The organism is Microcoleus sp. AT3-D2, assembly GCF_036705715.1.
Lineage (GTDB): Bacteria > Cyanobacteriota > Cyanobacteriia > Cyanobacteriales > Microcoleaceae > Microcoleus.
On record NZ_JAUBVE010000068.1, the window covers coordinates 1 to 16354 of the forward strand.

The following is a 16354-nucleotide window of genomic DNA, read 5'->3' on the forward strand; positions in this document are numbered from 1 at the left end:
TTTAAAAGTTTTTTTTAGTTATTTAGTAATGCACAAATTTAGGTGTTTGTCAAATTAATTTAGATGCGTTTACCCTGAGCTTTCTCTCTTTAATTAACTAATATTTAAAACAGAGTTTAGGAGAAATAAAAGTGTCAGAGCAACTTCATGAATTATTAGCATTTGTTTTAGAAAAAGAAGTAGGACTGCCGGCCAGAAAGTCTCAATCTTTAGCCGGTCACTTTGCGGAGTTAGAAGAATTTATTAACTTAGAAGCAGAAACACTTAGAAACGGCATCAGCAGCATATCGGGCAAAAGAGCGCTGAGATTCACTCCCGATGAGATTGAACGCATTTTAGCATTTATATCTTCAGGCAAGCTGTCGCTGCAACTTACTATCGCTGAAAATTTTTTAGCCAGCATTTGTCGAGATTTTACTGGGCGACAGCTAGTTATGGTTGAAAATCTGACTTTAGGGAAAATTCATCCCAACCCATTTTTAATTAGGGCGTTAAATTTGGACACTCCCGAAGAAGTTGTCAGGCTCAATGTTTATATGACTGCTACTAGGTCTATTGTCACTTCAATGGGATTTTTTATTCAAAAACTATTGATATCTTGTTCTGAAAGTGCAGAAATTCCACCGGAAGAGTCAGGATGGGACGCAATTAAAACTACCAGTGATGGCGCGAAATGCTGGATACAGGTAAAAAGCGGCCCGAATGATATGGATAAAGACCAGATAGTATATTGGGCTGCCAAAATTGAGGAAAAAATTCAGGAGGGCGATCGCGCTTATATTGGTATAGCTTACGGCAAAAGAACTAATAAAACTGTCACACTTGGTTTACTGAAGCAAATTTTGCCAAATTCGGACATGATAACTTTAATAGGTCGAGAACTGTGGGATTTTGTCAGTGAAGATACTCGCTATACTGTGAATCTGTTTGAAGTGTTGCGTCACTCGGCTAGTCAAGTTTTAGCACAAAGTTCTATTGATGAAGCTATAGAAAGGTGTAGCGAGCGAATCATCGCTGAATTTATCGGAAAGTACGGCGAGGGAAGTCAAGGTGTTTTTAACTATATAGCAGATATATTTTGATTTACAGGTTAGTAGTAGCGCCCAAACGCTACTACTAACCCCAAATTACAAAACCCCTTTAGAACTCGGAATCCGAGTAGCCCGCCGCGGATCGATTTCCACCGCCATCCGCAGAGCTCGCGCAAATGCTTTAAACGCCGCTTCCACAATATGATGAGAATTTCCCCCCTGCAACTGTCGAATGTGCAGTGTCATTTGAGTGTGGTTCACCACCGCCGAAAAAAACTCTTTCACTAATTCAGTATCGTATGTGCCGATCCGCTGGTTGGGAATTTCTAAGTTGTAACTTAAGTGAGGCCGTCCCGAAAAATCTAGCACTACCTCAATTAAAGCTTCATCCAAAGGTGCGATGAAATGCCCGAAGCGAGAAATGCCCGATCGATCCCCGACAGCTTTTGCTAGGGCTTGGCCCAAGGTAATCCCCACATCTTCGTTCGTGTGGTGGTCGTCAATCTCCAAATCCCCGATCGCCTGCACATCCAAATCGATCAATCCGTGAGAAGCAATCTGGTGCAACATATGGTCTAAAAACGGAATCCCCGTAGACGCCTTGCAAGTTCCCACACCGTCGAGATTGAGGCTGGCCGTGACATCCGTTTCCAGTGTCGTGCGTTTCACCAAGGCGGCCCTAGCTGGTTGAACTGAACTTGCAGGAGGTACAGAAGGGCGATCGATTATCTCCATAATTCGCAATTGGTCATTCATTAGTTATTGATAATTAGTAATATCATGTCCGATCAAGCGATTAAAAGGGCGGGTTTTTGAGATTGTCAATTATTGGCAAATATTTTTCGTGAACCCGCCCTTACCTTATTAGGGGTAATCGACCGCACATAATATAATTGAAGATTACAGCTTCAGCAGCGCTGATTCTCAAGTGTTTAGTTAAGAGAATTATGCAAAACTCAAAACTCTCGAAAGGGGCGGTTTTTGCATAAAACTTACTTGTTAAAGTAAAAGTTTATTGTCTAAACCCGCCCTTACATAACTCAAAACTCTCGACTACCGTTACATTCCCATGATTTCGTAACCGGCATCGACATACAAAACTTGACCCGTAATCCCGCTAGCGAGATTGCTGCACAGAAAAGCCGCAGCATTTCCCACTTCCTGCTGAGTCACCGTCCGCCGCAGCGGCGCCACTTCCTCAACGTGGTGGATCATGTCCAGAATACCGCCAACTGCTGACGAAGCCAGAGTCCGAATCGGGCCAGAAGAAATCGCATTTACCCGAATATTTAACGGGCCGAGTTCAGCAGCCAGATAACGAACATTCATTTCCAAAGCCGCCTTAGCAATTCCCATCACATTATAGTTAGGAACTACCCGGACGCCGCCCAAATAAGTCAGGGTCACAATACTGCCGCCCTCGGCCATCAGGGGTTTAGCTGCAGCACAAAGCCGCACCAGCGAGTAAGCGCTAATATCCAAAGCATTGGAGAAACCTTGGCGCGAAGTGTTGGTGAAGTCTCCCGAAAGTTCGTCCTTGCCGGCAAAAGCCAGACAGTGGATCAGGACATCTAACTTGCCCCACTTGTCGGCGATGGTTTGAAAAGTAGACTCAATTTCGCTCTCGTCTTGGACATTGCAGGGCAAATACAGACTGGGATTGAGCGGTTCCACCAGTTCAGCGACTTTGCGCTCGTGCTTGCCTTTCTCGTCCTTCAAATAAGTTATGCCGAGGTTGGCCCCAGCTTTGTGGAGCTGCTGAGCGATGCCCCAGGCGATCGAGCGATTGTTGGCAATGCCCGTAACAAGAGCATTTTTTCCGGTCAAATCTATCATCTGTAGTTTATCTAAAAGCAACTTGCACCGTTCTCATTGGCTCTATGCGACAACCCCGCCAGTTTAGACACAACTGATTCAGATTTAACTGATTGAGACACAATTGAGACACAATTGAGACACAATTGATATTAATTTTGCTGTGGAGCTACATGGGGGGGAATTGAAAAAGTTAAGAGAAGGGCTAGATTTAATCATACAGCGTGTGTTTACCTTAACATTAGATGGAAGTAACAGAATCCCTAGATATTGGAGGTTAGGAAGTATATTTACTCAATAAGGTTAATCGGCAAGTTATAAAGTATTGATTAGTACAAAGGATCTAGTCGTGACGCATGATAGACCGCTAGCAGCCGTGTTCCGCCAAATCAGCGGCGGGGCGTTTCCACCCATTGTGGAAACCTTTGAACGGGGCAAGACAATTTTTTTCCCTGGAGACCCGGCTGAGCGCGTCTACGTTCTCATTAGAGGTGCTGTGAAGCTCTCCAGGGTGTACGAAGCAGGGGAAGAAATTACAGTCGCCCTCCTGCGCGAAAATAGCGTATTTGGGGTGCTGTCTCTGATTACGGGACACCGATCGGACAGGTTTTACCATGCGGTAGCCTTTACACCGGTGGAATTGATCTCGCTGCCGATCGAACAAGTTGAGAAAGCGCTCAAGGAAGACCCAGAATTGTCCATGGTGATGCTGCGGGGACTGTCATCTCGGATTTTGCAAACCGAGATGATGATCGAAACGCTGGCCCACCGAGATATGGGTTCGAGACTCGTCAGCTTTTTGCTGATTCTGTGCCGGGATTTTGGCGTACCCGGTACAGAGGGGATTACGATAGATTTGAAGCTGTCCCACCAAGCGATCGCCGAAGCGATCGGCTCGACACGGGTAACTGTGACTCGTTTACTGGGCGATCTCAGGCAAGAAACAATGATCTCGATCCACAAGAAAAAGATCACAGTCCACAACCCGGTGGCCCTAAGCCAGCAATTCACTTGATGCCGAGAAAGTATAGGATTTTGGATTTTGGATTTTAGATTCAATCCAAAATCCAAAATCCAAAATCTAAAATCGGAATGACTGCTGGATACATCCTGGTATTTGTAATTTTAGTGTTGGGGGGTGTGATCGCCACTGTCAGCGATCGCCTTGGGACGAAAGTCGGCAAGGCAAGGTTGAGCTTGTTCAAACTTCGCCCCCGCGATACTGCTGTTGTTGTGACAGTAATGGCCGGCAGCATCCTGTCCGCACTGACTCTGGGCATTTTGTTTGCGACTAGCAAACCGCTGCGAACAGGAGTTTTTAGAATAGACGAAATTCAAAAAAGACTTAACAACGCCCGCAGAGAACTCAACCAAACCACTCAAGAAAAAAATCGAGTTGAAACTGAATTAACTCAAGCCAGAGCCGCTCAAGCGCAAGCTAGAGCCAATTTAGAGCAAATTAATCAATCCCTCCAAACGGCTAATGCTGAGCAAGCTCGGACGCAAACAAAATTAAACTCGCTGCGGGCCCAGCTCAACAGCGTGCAAGCAGCCAAGTCTAAAACTGAACAGCAGTTAAGTCAGGTAGAAGCGGCTAAATCTCAGACAGAAGAACAGCTCAGCAGTGTGGAAGCAGCTAAATCCCGCACCGAAGAACAATTGAAACTGGTCGAAACGGCCCGATCGAATACACAAGCTCAGCTCGATCGCACCGAGAACCAATTGAAAACAGTTTCTGCTCAAAAAACGACTTTAGGATCGGAAATCGCTCAACTGCAAGAGGAACGCCAACAGTTAATTGAGCAGCGAGAGCAGGTAAAAACTCAAATTGCCCAGCGCGATCGAGAAATTGCCAAGCGAGAGGCAGAAATTGCCCAGCGGGACAAGGAAATTGTCGCTCGCAACGAACTAATTGCCCAGCGAGACAAGGAAATTGCTCAGCGGGTGCAAAATCTGGCAGAGCGCGATCGAATAATTGTCGAGCGCGACAAAGTAATTGCCGAGAGGGAAGCACTGTTAGAAACCTTGGCACAGCAACAAGCTCAACTAGAACAGCAGCAAACTTTATTGCAGCAGCAAGTGCAAGTTTTGGAACGGGACTTTCAGGCAATCCGCGAGGGTACAGTTGCCATCAGGCGCGGTCAAATTTTAGCTGCTGGCGTCGTTCGCATTATCGAACCCGGTATGGCAAGTGGCGCGATCGATCGACTTTTGCAAGAAGCAAATAAAACCACCGTCGGACTCATGCAGCCGGAAAATAGGAAGGTTAGAGACCAGATTATTCAAATTACTAAAGCAGAAATCGATCAACTAATTAGTCAGATTAAAGACGGTCAAGACTACGTGGTGCGGATTGTCGCCGGCGCTAATTACTTGCGGGAAGAAAAGGTAATTAAGGTATTTGCAGAAGCAGAAATCAATCGAGTTGTTTTCCGCGCTGGAGATGTGATTGCAGGGATTGCTGTCGATCCGGTGACTTTGACCGACGAACAGGTGCGGCAGCAGTTGCTGCAATTGATAGAAGCTTGTCAATTTCGCGCTCGCCTGATTGGCGTTGTCGGCGGTAGACTCGAAGTGGCCGACAATCAGATTGAAACTTTAGCTGGTTTTATCGAGCAGTTGCAGCAGTACGAGAAACCGCTGGAAGTTCAGGCGATCGCAGCAGATGTCACTTACATCGCCGGCCCGCTTAAAATAGATTTAGTGGCTCTTGAAAACGGAGTCGTTGTTTTCCGCACCGGACAACAACCACCGGGCGGTGGAGAGGTGAAAGTTAAATAATAAGTGCGATCAACTTTTTGGGTTACAGTAGGAACTGGAGTATAACCCACCTGTACAACTGATTTTCAACCAATTATCACCTAAATTTTCATTAATTATCGTAGTAATTCTATGGTCATAACCTATATAATCATCAAATCCCCCATTTTTTAGCAAATAAACTAAAACTTCTTGGCATTTTTGCCCTTCATGTTCATCTGGGTAATATACCTTTACTGTAATTAGTAATCTATCTGCTGATATCCCTAACTCTTCTCTTTCTGTAAAAGTTTTAACTTTTTCTTCTTGATTGTCCTCCGAATTTCTGAGAGTATTTATAATCAAAGAGTTTTCGTCTGATTTGTCCCCACCAAAAGAATGCCAACTAGAATTTGAAACATATCCATACTCTCGTATAATATCCTTACTTAACATTTTTACGCAACCGAAAAATTGTGGTTTTATAGCCTTCCTTTGAAGATGCTCGAAGTATTGAAAACGAGACACAAGAACAATTTCGTCGTGTTTCAATCCCAGTACCTTAACTATGTTACTTTGGGGATGAAAACAGACAATTGGAACATAAAAGTCTTGTCCCTCAACACTAAACTTGCTATCCCCCATGTAAAAACTCGTACTTAGTATCACCTCGGTTCTATAGTAGCGGGATGTAAGCATATTATTTTGACTCATGAATTCTTTGTAAAACAATCCCCATCCTTTTTCCCTAAGCCTTTTATTTAATTCACAAGCTTTTTTCGGTGTTATGGGGAAATCTATATTATGTATTTCAGTGTTCCCTTTTACGCTTGTTGGTTTATTTTGAGAAGTAGGCTTCCTATAATTAGGAGTTTGCTTGCGGCGTTTTGCTTTTCCCATGTCAATATCCTCTTCCCATAGTTCTTTCTATATCTTGTACAACTTGTTCAACAGCACCAACAAAACTTAAATCTTTGCGCCAGTAATGACACCCAAGAGAAGCACCTAAAACTGTCTCAATAAAATCATCAGCAGTAGGCATCAAGTTTCTTGTCAGCACTGTGACGATTGTAAAGCGGAACTCTTCCAACTGTGTTTGGGTATATTCAGCATACTCAGGATTACCGGAACGACCAACATCAACAACTTTAATCCTTACCATGTTGTGACTATCACCTTGTACCTGCGTTTTGATATCTGAAGAGAGCGATTCTGGCTTGACTACTTTTATTTTGCCTTTAGAATCTGCTATTGTATCAAGGGGACGACCTAGTGTCTTGAGATAAGATTCATTTTCCTCGCCAGCTATAGCTAAAGAATTTATTTGGTCATAATGGTATGACAAATTATGATCGGAATGGTATTGACGGCCATTCCACATTTTCGGGTATAAGTAAGTGCAAATTTTTATGCACGCAAAAGCCATTCTGTATTCTCGAAATAGGCATAATAGCTTGGCAAGACCGTACCAAAGCATAAACCATGTTTGATTATGACTAAATACTTGATCGTAGTATTTGAAGGCTTGATTGAGATCGCCAGATCTCTTTGACATAATCGACTGATCCACTAGGCTTAATAAATCGCTCTGAATTTCAGTGAGGTCAGACAATGACTTCACTTTATTGAGAATGTAAGTAGCAGTTTGCTCTTCCTGATCAACGGCATTTTGAATAAACTGAAAAAGTTGACTTTCTGTAACGGATCTATATTTATGGTATTTAGGAAGACTTTCTTCAAAAGCCCCACCCTGATTTAGATAAAAATCTAAATCTCTGAAATACTTTGCACGTTCTCCATAACACTCATAGTTTTCTTCTATGCCTATTGGATCATTTTGAGAAGTGGGCTTCCCATAATTAGGATTAAGTTTCTTACGTCGTTTTGCCTCTCCCATAAATTCAACCCTGATATAATTAAAGTTTGAACTTGTCTACTTAACTAAGTCTTAACCAGCAAATGCTGCATAAAAACCTGATCTGACCCAAACTAGCGTCCATGTTGTGTTCTGTCAATTTCTACGAGTCAAACAAAAGATAAGTCCAGGAGGATCTGGAGGAGAGTTCTCCCGGAAACTATCAATTTGCCATACTTGACTTTGAGTGTCATGAAAAGTTGAATATTCAGTAGGCTCTATTCTATCCCCATTAACCCTCATTAGGTTAATCTCAAAAAAATAGACTAAGGCATCAGCATTGCAAGAATCATATTGTTCAGAGTAAATACGAAACCGACAGCATCTCAGGCTCTGATTTAACAAAATTCCCGATTTTATGGTAATGCCTAATGGAATATCACTGAAGTCCGTATATAAATTTTGCTGATTCATAAATTAATCTTTTGTTTGATGGTTTAAAGCTTAATTTAGATGTTGACCTACATTTTTACTCAAAGAATATAATTTTTATTGTGCCGCATATTTTCTTCCCTGTCAAGAGCCAATAAAAAAAATGAATATTTTCCAGTTTCTATGATTTGCGGTAAACTGTTTCTTTAGCCTCTCCTGCTTAATTTTTTATCCTTTATAAACAATAATTAATGAGGAGAAACTTCAATGACTTCAGCTAGCATCTGTGAGTTAGACAGTCAGTCAGGTGCGTCGCCATCTCAAATCTGCAAATTCCATCAAAAATCTCACAGCGACGTACCCTACAAAAACTTAAGTCCGCTCTCCGGCTGCGGACTCAAGTCCGCACTACGAGCGAATCTTATTGCGTTCAATCGAACGAGAATGATATTATATGGCCACACGAATTACCATGATGATATAATATGTCAATCCTGCAAAAAAGTCAAGCAAAATAAGTGCGCTCCCCCGCAAAGATTTTGAGACATTCAAGAATGCAAGTGTCAGATTAGATATAAGTTGGTGATGGGTTTCCTCGACTACAACAGCGCAACTACAAACTTATGAACTCAGAACTAATAAATATGATTTTAGGTTTCGATCCAGGTAAAGACAAATGTGGCATAGCTGTAATGGGTAGAGATAAGAAGGTCTGCTACCATCAAGTTGTGCAGTCCGAAGCAGCGATATCTACTATTCAATCTTTGTGCGAACAGTTTCCCATTGAGTTATTGGTAATCGGAGATCAAACGACTTCTAAGAGTTGGAAACAAAAACTGACGCAGAGTTTGTCGCCTGCGCTCAAAATTGTTCAGGTTGACGAGAGATACAGCAGTTTAGAAGCGAGGGAACGCTACTGGCAAATGTACCCTCCGACGGGACTTTCTCGCTTGATTCCCCAGGGAATGCGGACGCCACCGAAGCCAGTGGACGATATTGTGGCGATCGTCCTAATTGAGAGGTATTTAAACAAAAGTTAGTCAATTTTATAAGCGTTACCACTGATGAGCTTTGATAATTAAGGAATCAATATGTTTTGGCGACTCTTGAATTTTTCACTTAAATAAAATACACCCTAAATTTAGAGGAGCGATCGTTGAATCACAATTAGGGCTACTTGATAACACCTTCGGTCAAGATTACCTTACCATTCTGCCGGACTTGCAGGCGTTCGGGGTTAATCGAATAGATAATATTGCCGTTAGTCGCTTCATAACTTCCGTCATCACCTGTAGTTACTTGCATGACATTGATTTGGGTGCCATTTATCTTGCTGAGGCCGCGGTAAAAAATATCGCCTTCCTGGGTTTTGCAAATGTATATAGAAAAGTTGGGCGTTGCGAAAGATTGCACCATTTCGGCCCTCGGACATCCCTCAACTTGAGCAATTTGCAGCGGTTGGTTATTGCCCAAAGTGTTGGGTGCGATCGCCCGAACTTTGCCAATCGGTTGATTTAGTGGAGTTGCTTGTGCTGAGGCAGTCAAAAAGCAGATCGCACTAATGCCTGCCATAACTAGAACTACTCCTTTAATGCCCTTAACTCTCTCTTTATAAAACATCTGGTCACTCCTGGTTTTAACTATATAATTACATCTTAAGCGATATTTGCTGGATATTAATAATATTTAATCTCAGAGGTGAAAGGTGCAGGAACACGGTACACCGTCGGTTTAAGTAAGGTGTGAACTGTTCACCCTACACCAGTGAAAATACATAAGTATGTCAATGCGATCGAAGGAAAGCAATCTCTTGTATTTAGGATATATTTAAGGTTTTATGGCTTGTTCACGCTGATCTGAGAAACCGGGTTTCTTCGTATATTTCTCGTTAGTAAACCTTTAATTTTCGTAGAAACCGGGTTTCTAGACGCCCAGGCGATCGCGAACTGACTCAGTTACAGGGTAATGTTTATTTGTGCTTAGCTATTTAGTGAATAATAAAAAGGGAAACAGAAGATACATTTTTCCTCCCATTTCCCATTTTTAAAATAACCGTCGTCCTGACTGCGAACCTGGTAATTAATTAACTGCTGCCAACTGTTTGTCTTTGATTTCCACAGGCGCGGTTAATGCCTCTTCCAAATCCGCACAGCCGAGTTTTTCCTCCAAAATAGCCATCACTTCGCGGCCGAAATCATTGGAATTCCGCTGCCAAGCTTCTAAACAAATTTGCCCGAAAAACGAACCCAAAGGTTCGGGATTCCACAGCAATTTGCGCGCTGTCCAAGGCATCAAACTCATCGGATCGTAACCCGGTTGCAGAATATCCTTTTTAAAGGCGTATTCTTCTAAAATAGTGTGCGGCTGCAACCCGATAAAGAAAATAGCAGGTTCTACTTTATCTGCTCCGAAAATCCGCTCTAGTTCTCGGTGATAAGCAATAGTTTGCCGGATGGTTTCAAAGGTTTCGTCAATGACGTTAAACGAGTAATTCACGGAAACCACATCGTTGTAACCGGCTGCTTTTAAATCGCGACAATTCTCTAAAACTACTCGCAAGTTGTAGCCCATCCGCATTTTCCGAACCAGTTCCTGGGAACCGCTGGTGATGCCGATTTCAAAGTAATTCATCCCCGTTTTTACCATCAAATCGCACAACTCTGGTGTGAGATTATCCGCACGGATGTAAGCGGCCCAGTGTATATCGTCCATGCCGGCGGCGATGATTTTTTGCAATAATTCAACTGCATCGTCGATGAATTTGCGTGCTGGGATAAATTGAGCGTCGGTAAACCAGAAATTGCGGATACCTCGATCGTACAATTGCCGCATCTCTGCTACCACCTCATCCGCTGGATTGATCCGCACTTGTTTCCCTTCAATCACCGTATAAATGCAGTAACAGCAATTATGAGGACAGCCGCGCTTGGTTTGGACTCCGACGTAGAAGTCCATATCCTGCAGATAATAGGAAAATTCCGGCCAAATGGTTTCGATGTAGTTATAGTTGCAGGCTGTTTTCTCGATGTTGGCTGGTTTTTCGTGAATTAGCTTCGCGCGTGGCACGGTTTCTCCCACCACATAACATCTTTCCTCGGCCAAATCTTCGCCCTTAATCAACTTCTCCAGCAAAGCTTCGCCTTCCCCCACCGAAACCACAGTTCCCGTCGGCAAACTGCGACCCAACTGCTCGTAAAACACGCTCACAGCACCGCCTCCGACCACTGCACGAGCTTCGGGGCGGTATTTACGGGCCCGCTTCAATCCGCGCTTAATCAGTCCCAAATTGCGCCAGAGTTCGGTGTAGTAAGATGCGGCTAAACGCAGTCCTCCGAGGGCTCCCCGGAACTTGATCAGCGGATTTTTGGCGTAGTAAAACTCGAAGGCATTTTGCAGCGGATTTCCGCCCCGGCCGCCCACGGGCGCGTAAATTTGAATGTCGCGCCAAGAGAAAACCAGCAGAGTCGGCTTAAACTCGTCTATGCTGGCATCTAAAGCTTTAGCGAAATCCAGGGGGGGTACGGCGCCTAAATCGAAAATGCGCTGTTCGACATCGGGAAACAGCTTGTGTACGTGATCCGAAAGATACACAACTCCGATCGGGAAAATAGGATTGCAAGGGAGGCGAACGTACAGGACTCGGTTTTCTCGGTTTTCCATGATTGCCATATCCTAAAGTGGAACTTTTTCAGCTATGTTAATATTCTTTTAATATAACTTTACAATATGTCTAATTTTCGCAATTTGACATTAAATATTCTTAAATTTTTCTATTGAGCTCAAGGCCGAGCTTGTTGGTGTCGATCGGCGACAGCAGCAGAAAAAAGCTAATTTTTAAGTCTATACAGCGTATTTTGACTTAAAATCCCAGCGGGGAGTCAAAAAGCCGATATTTATCCGGTTAGATTTTAAGTTAGGTTCGATCGGTCTCTCATGTATTAGGGAGTTGGTAGTCGGCTTTACAGTAGGCGGGATCACCTAGTGTTAGCCTGAGAAGATAACTAAAACTTTTAGGCAAGGCTCCCTCAGCAGTTATGGCTCAAATTCTTGACCCCGTACCCTCAGACACCGACAGCAAGATTCTGTGCTGCTACGTCAACGCCACCAGTCAAATTCAGATTGCTCGTATCACCAACATTCCTAACTGGTACTTTGAACGAGTGGTGTTTCCCGGACAGCGCTTAGTGTTTGAAGCGATGCCGGCCGCAGCATTGGAAATTCACACCGGGATGATGGCTAGTGCAATTTTGTCGGATAAAATTCCTTGCGATCGCTTGCAGATTAACGAAGGCCCCTATTCAAACGTCAATCCTAGCAGATCGCGAGAGGCAGTTCAGGGCGATCGAACAATCATGGCTGGCCGCCCCAAATCGCGAGAAATCTCAGAACCTCTGACTGTACCGGCCCTAACCGCCGTCGATTAATCGGAGTTGTGAGTTTTGAGTTATAAATTGTCAGTTAATTGATAACTCCGCGCTCAAAATTCCAACTTCAGCAAAGTGGTAAAAACTCAACACTTAAGAATCAAAGTTTGTGAAATGAATTTTAGATCAAAACTCCCGACTGCAAAGATTGTCCGGTTTTTCCTATTTCCCTGAGTTTGGTTGGCGGGCCCAAAAGCTGTGCAAAAATATCCTTAAACAGCTTCTCGAATTTCAGCCATGTCAGCACAACCTCTTGCCTCTTCCCCATCTTCTGCCCCAGTATTTGAGCCGGCGGTATTCCGGCTTTCTCCCCTGATTAGAATCACGCTGTTGAGCTTGTACACAGCCCTGACAATTCCATTGCCGTTTTTGTCGGAAGTAACAAAAGCACCGGTTCCCCCGGCGGCACTCTGGGCGGCAATTGTTGTCGGGGCTGTGGGCCTGTACGGCGTGCTCAGTGAAAGGGTAATTTTGAGCGAGGAAGGGATTGAAGTCACATATCCCAAGTGGTTTCCGCGTTTGTTTCGCAAGGGTTGGTCGCTACCTTGGACTGAGGTAAAAGCTCTCAAACCTCGATCGACAGGTCAAGGAGGTTTAGTTTACTATTTTTTGAGTCATTCGGGTGAAGGTTATTTGTTGCCAATGCGAGTGGCTGGGTTTGGTAAATTAGTCGGTTTGGTGGAAGCAAAAACAGCTATTGATACTAGAGATGTCCGCCCTTTGTCGCAGCCTTGGATGTATATTATTTTACTTTTATGTACGCTGCTTCTGCTGTTGGTGGATGCGTGGACTATTGTTACGGCGATCGGGATTAAAGGAAATCTGTAATATTATCTCCAGTACAATAACTGTTATAAAGTTGGTAGTGAGGACTTCAGTCCAATGGCACTGAAAAAGTGAGCCAAAAAAAATCTGTAAGGCAAGATATACATAGATAATTGCCTTACAAACCAAAATATCTCCCTCCATTATGCCAAATCGTGCGTGCATTCTCAAACAACAATTATTGGTGTTGCTGAATCAAGGTATGAATGCCCCAGGAATGGGAATATCATGAAATTTCAAGTAATGTATTAATACCTTAATAGAATGCTTGAGCATTTCCTCACATTTAGAATAACAAAGAGTCTTACGATTTAGCCTAGCCAAATAATGTCTTAGTCTGGTATTTTCCCCTTCTAAGGAGTGTCATATAAGTCTTGCTAATAATCTGCTCCTCATCAGGAATAAACATGGGATATACAGACTATCCATCAGTTACATAAAAGTAGCATTTCCATGCACTTACCTTGTCCCATAATGGTTCAAATGTCTTAGCGCTATGATCCCCTAATACCCAGCCTAAAATTCCTGGTTGAAAGTGGTCAACCGCTGTCCACAGCCAGATTTTGTCTGTTTTTTTTTACATAAGTTTGTAATTCATCGAGTTCACCAACTTCTGGAATGACTTCAGGATCATAAACATCTGGCAACAGTTTTCCGACTTGTTTTATCCAATTTATTACGCCCGGTATGATGAACTCCCTTAACTCGTTCTATCGCCCGTAATCCCATACCATTGACATACATTTTTAGGCAATCACGTTTGATACTCTCGCTATAACCTCGATGGGGTTCATAGTGATTAATAAATTGACGACCACATTGGACACAAATGTGATTCTGTTTTCCTTTCTTCTTGCCATTTTTACGGATATGGGTTGATTTACATTCTGGGCATTGTATAAATTATTCCTCCTATTCATACTCTAACTCAGCAACGCCGGAATATGCTGTAAGTTGGCGATGATTGAACCATTGATTCAAGCCGCTGGTGCCAGTGTCTTGAATTTGTCACCTTATTCTCCTGACTTTAATCCGATCTAATTATGGTGGTCACCACTGAAAGCTTTTTTACGTCAGTTTTCGCCAATTACTACCAAGATGGTTGACGTTTTACTAGCTACGGCACGCTTATTTGGTTAATCCACAGCACTTTAAAAACTGGTTTAGAAGCTGCTGCTACTGTACTTCATAAACCTGGAATCCGCTGTAAAAAGTTCGGCGTATGGCTTTAGAAATTTTGAAAATTACAAAAATAGATGTTTGCTTATTGGCATTTTAATTGTTAGTTTAGCATACCAAGTAAGGAATAACCTTTATTCTTATACAATTGTCCAAAAAAAATGCAACTGTAGGTAAACTCCAAATCACCATACTCATCAGTGATACCCCATTCTTTAATCTAAAATCTAAAATCTAAAATCGTATTACCGTCTCGCGATTCTAACACCTTCCCTAAAATGGGCGATCGTGGCAATTACCGCTATAGAAAAATAAAATATTCTAATCAGCCAAAAACAAACCCGCATTGACCAAGTAACAATAGTCGGAGCAATACCTGTGAACTGTACAAATCTGGAATTAACTTTTTTTTCAAAACTGTCAAGATCTTTCATCTCCGATTGTTTCGCCGGAATAACGGGAAACTGACCAGTATATACGTAATAACCCATAAAACCAGGCAATCCTACTTTTCTATTCAAAAATGAGTTAGTTAAGGTTGCAGTTTGCGCGGGTAATAAGTTATCCGATTCCTCTACTTTGTCCAGCCAAGAATTATATCTAATGGCTGGCGTAATCATGAAAACTAAGGGAACTATAACTATCAACAAAGCTGCACTAATTTTGCGACCGTATTGAGGGTGTAAAAGCCTTGTCGCCACACCCACTCCCATACCGATAAAAGCAAATATTAATATATTTAACAGTTCAATAATTTCGATACCTCTCAACAAATCGCCGATAATGAGAATTGTATATAATAATTTGTCTGCTAGTAGCAAAGCTGCCCACTTGATGAGAATTGAAACGCCTACAATAATAGCTACAATCGCCACATACCCAATGGCACCTAGAACGTAGAGTAAAATCGAACCGGCTTGTTTGAATGATTGCATGGAATTATTCACTCTTGTGAAAGTTGAGGAGTCCGATTGACGAAAAAACTTGAAATTTTAGATTAATCAGGAGTTCAAAATTTGACTTTTAAAATAGATTAGCTTGACATCTTGAAATCAATCTAAAATGTAAAATCTACAATCGATCGACAAGTTCCCGCGCGGCCGCTTTGGTAACTTGTGCGATCCGTTCCTTGACAACACTCTCTTCGATCGCCCTCTGGTCTGTTTCTTGTTCGCGATCGATCCCCAACCATAAAAGATACTCGATATTACCCGCCGGGCCAAGTAAAGGCGACCACGTTAAGCCCCTTTCCTGCCATCCTAAAGCTGTGGCTGCCTTCCACACTTGAAAAATCGCATCAGCTTGAGTTGCTGAGTCTCGCACTACGCCTTTTTTCCCGACTCTCTCGCGCCCTACCTCAAACTGCGGCTTTACCAGCAACACTGCTTCTCGCGGTGGTGTCAACAATTCCCACAGCGCGGGTAAAATCTTATCCAGGGAAATAAACGACACATCTACTACCGCCAAATCTGCTGGCGCAGAGTCGCCGTAAAGCTCAGTAGCAGTCATGTACCGCAAATTGGTGCGTTCTTTCAAAATTACCCTCGGATCGTTACGCAAGCCCCAATCTGCTTGACCGTAGCCAACATCTACGCCATACACTAGCGCGGCGCCGGCTTGCAGCAGACAGTCGGTAAAACCTCCTGTGGAGATGCCGCCGTCGAGACAAATTCTGCCTGCAACGGGAATCGCAAAAACTTCTAAAGCTTTGGCTAATTTGTCGCCGCCTCTGGAAACATAGCGCGATCGCTCTTTGATCTGAATTTTTGCTGCAATGTCAACCTCAGTACCCGGTTTGTCAACTACCTGTTGGTTGATTGAGACTTTCCCAGTCCTAATCAATGCCTGAGCTTGTTGTCTGGAACTGCACAAATCGAGGCTGACCAATAAAGTGTCTAGTCGCTGTTTAGCCAAGGTTTTTAATCTGTACGGATAGGGTTAAGGACAGTACCAGATTAGCACTTACGCACAAGCCGGACTGCTGATTTTTTGCTAGCATTTTGGTTTTTCGATCATCGCAGGGCGATCGCCCCCAGCTCACATTATGTGACTGA

At 43.1% G+C, this 16354-nt stretch carries 14 protein-coding genes and 1 pseudogene; 6 read left to right on the forward strand and 9 right to left on the reverse strand.

Annotated features, from left to right (window positions below):
• Positions 1-131: 131 nt before the first annotated feature.
• Complete coding sequence (locus tag QUB44_RS23360; RefSeq protein ID WP_333371188.1) at positions 132-1082, forward strand: PmeII family type II restriction endonuclease; 951 nt, start codon at positions 132-134, stop codon at positions 1080-1082.
• A gap of 45 nt (positions 1083-1127) precedes the next feature.
• Here the strand turns inward: QUB44_RS23360 and hisB are convergent, their stop codons facing one another.
• Positions 1128-1766 (reverse strand): imidazoleglycerol-phosphate dehydratase HisB, encoded by a 639-nt coding sequence (hisB, locus tag QUB44_RS23365; protein ID WP_333371245.1) that lies wholly within the window; start codon positions 1764-1766, stop codon positions 1128-1130.
• Between the two features lie 324 nt (positions 1767-2090).
• Positions 2091-2867 (reverse strand): enoyl-ACP reductase FabI, encoded by a 777-nt coding sequence (fabI, locus tag QUB44_RS23370; protein ID WP_006634022.1) that lies wholly within the window; start codon positions 2865-2867, stop codon positions 2091-2093.
• Between the two features lie 328 nt (positions 2868-3195).
• Here fabI and ntcA point away from each other — a divergent pair, with 328 nt between their 5' ends.
• Positions 3196-3861: a global nitrogen regulator NtcA gene (gene ntcA / locus QUB44_RS23375; protein WP_006634020.1), complete on the forward strand. Its 666-nt coding sequence runs from the start codon at positions 3196-3198 to the stop codon at positions 3859-3861.
• Positions 3862-3938: 77 nt separating this feature from the next.
• Complete coding sequence (locus QUB44_RS23380; RefSeq protein WP_333371190.1) at positions 3939-5627, forward strand: DUF3084 domain-containing protein; 1689 nt, start codon at positions 3939-3941, stop codon at positions 5625-5627.
• 9 nt (positions 5628-5636) lie between these two features.
• Here QUB44_RS23380 and QUB44_RS23385 read toward each other — a convergent pair whose 3' ends face one another.
• Positions 5637-6485 (reverse strand): hypothetical protein, encoded by an 849-nt coding sequence (locus QUB44_RS23385; protein WP_333371192.1) that lies wholly within the window; start codon positions 6483-6485, stop codon positions 5637-5639.
• A 1-nt stretch (position 6486) separates the two neighbouring features.
• Positions 6487-7482, reverse strand: a complete 996-nt coding sequence (locus QUB44_RS23390; RefSeq protein ID WP_333371194.1) for a hypothetical protein — start codon at positions 7480-7482, stop codon at positions 6487-6489.
• A gap of 1034 nt (positions 7483-8516) precedes the next feature.
• Here QUB44_RS23390 and QUB44_RS23395 point away from each other — a divergent pair.
• Positions 8517-8912: a pre-16S rRNA-processing nuclease YqgF gene (locus QUB44_RS23395; RefSeq protein WP_333371247.1), complete on the forward strand. Its 396-nt coding sequence runs from the start codon at positions 8517-8519 to the stop codon at positions 8910-8912.
• 133 nt (positions 8913-9045) lie between these two features.
• Here the strand turns inward: QUB44_RS23395 and QUB44_RS23400 are convergent, their stop codons facing one another.
• Positions 9046-9492 carry a hypothetical protein gene (locus QUB44_RS23400; RefSeq protein WP_333371196.1) on the reverse strand — a complete coding sequence of 149 codons (447 nt, stop codon included), beginning with the start codon at positions 9490-9492 and terminating at the stop codon, positions 9046-9048.
• A gap of 459 nt (positions 9493-9951) precedes the next feature.
• A complete protein-coding gene (locus tag QUB44_RS23405; protein WP_333371198.1) occupies positions 9952-11532 on the reverse strand; it encodes a photosystem II high light acclimation radical SAM protein in 1581 nt (526 codons plus the stop codon).
• A 374-nt stretch (positions 11533-11906) separates the two neighbouring features.
• On the opposite strand from QUB44_RS23405, the gene QUB44_RS23410 reads away from it, so the two are divergent.
• Both QUB44_RS23410 and QUB44_RS23415 read left to right on the forward strand, forming a co-directional pair.
• Positions 11907-12296: a DUF1830 domain-containing protein gene (locus QUB44_RS23410; protein WP_333371200.1), complete on the forward strand. Its 390-nt coding sequence runs from the start codon at positions 11907-11909 to the stop codon at positions 12294-12296.
• Positions 12297-12533: 237 nt separating this feature from the next.
• Positions 12534-13124, forward strand: coding sequence for a hypothetical protein (locus tag QUB44_RS23415; RefSeq protein ID WP_333371202.1), 591 nt, complete (start codon positions 12534-12536; stop codon positions 13122-13124).
• 192 nt (positions 13125-13316) lie between these two features.
• Here QUB44_RS23415 and QUB44_RS23420 read toward each other — a convergent pair.
• From QUB44_RS23420 to QUB44_RS23430, 3 genes and pseudogenes are all read right to left on the reverse strand, one after another.
• Positions 13317-14021: pseudogene (locus tag QUB44_RS23420) on the reverse strand (IS1 family transposase).
• 524 nt (positions 14022-14545) lie between these two features.
• On the reverse strand, positions 14546-15235 hold the full coding sequence (locus QUB44_RS23425; RefSeq protein ID WP_333162052.1) for a hypothetical protein: 690 nt from the start codon (positions 15233-15235) through the stop codon (positions 14546-14548).
• Between the two features lie 136 nt (positions 15236-15371).
• Complete coding sequence (locus tag QUB44_RS23430; RefSeq protein ID WP_333371204.1) at positions 15372-16214, reverse strand: TlyA family RNA methyltransferase; 843 nt, start codon at positions 16212-16214, stop codon at positions 15372-15374.
• Positions 16215-16354: the final 140 nt, after the last annotated feature.

Bases quoted from the DNA above. Each gene is read 5' to 3' on its own strand.
- QUB44_RS23400 (WP_333371196.1), bottom strand. From the start codon at position 9,492: ATGTTTTATAAAGAGAGAGTTAAGGGCATTAAAGGAGTAGTTCTAGTT.
- QUB44_RS23410 (WP_333371200.1), top strand. From the start codon at position 11,907: ATGGCTCAAATTCTTGACCCCGTACCCTCAGACACCGACAGCAAGATT.
- QUB44_RS23385 (WP_333371192.1), bottom strand. From the start codon at position 6,485: ATGGGAAAAGCAAAACGCCGCAAGCAAACTCCTAATTATAGGAAGCCT.
- fabI (WP_006634022.1), bottom strand. From the start codon at position 2,867: ATGATAGATTTGACCGGAAAAAATGCTCTTGTTACGGGCATTGCCAAC.
- QUB44_RS23380 (WP_333371190.1), top strand. From the start codon at position 3,939: ATGACTGCTGGATACATCCTGGTATTTGTAATTTTAGTGTTGGGGGGT.
- QUB44_RS23390 (WP_333371194.1), bottom strand. From the start codon at position 7,482: ATGGGAGAGGCAAAACGACGTAAGAAACTTAATCCTAATTATGGGAAG.
- QUB44_RS23425 (WP_333162052.1), bottom strand. From the start codon at position 15,235: ATGCAATCATTCAAACAAGCCGGTTCGATTTTACTCTACGTTCTAGGT.
- QUB44_RS23405 (WP_333371198.1), bottom strand. From the start codon at position 11,532: ATGGAAAACCGAGAAAACCGAGTCCTGTACGTTCGCCTCCCTTGCAAT.
- hisB (WP_333371245.1), bottom strand. From the start codon at position 1,766: ATGGAGATAATCGATCGCCCTTCTGTACCTCCTGCAAGTTCAGTTCAA.
- QUB44_RS23415 (WP_333371202.1), top strand. From the start codon at position 12,534: ATGTCAGCACAACCTCTTGCCTCTTCCCCATCTTCTGCCCCAGTATTT.
- QUB44_RS23395 (WP_333371247.1), top strand. From the start codon at position 8,517: ATGATTTTAGGTTTCGATCCAGGTAAAGACAAATGTGGCATAGCTGTA.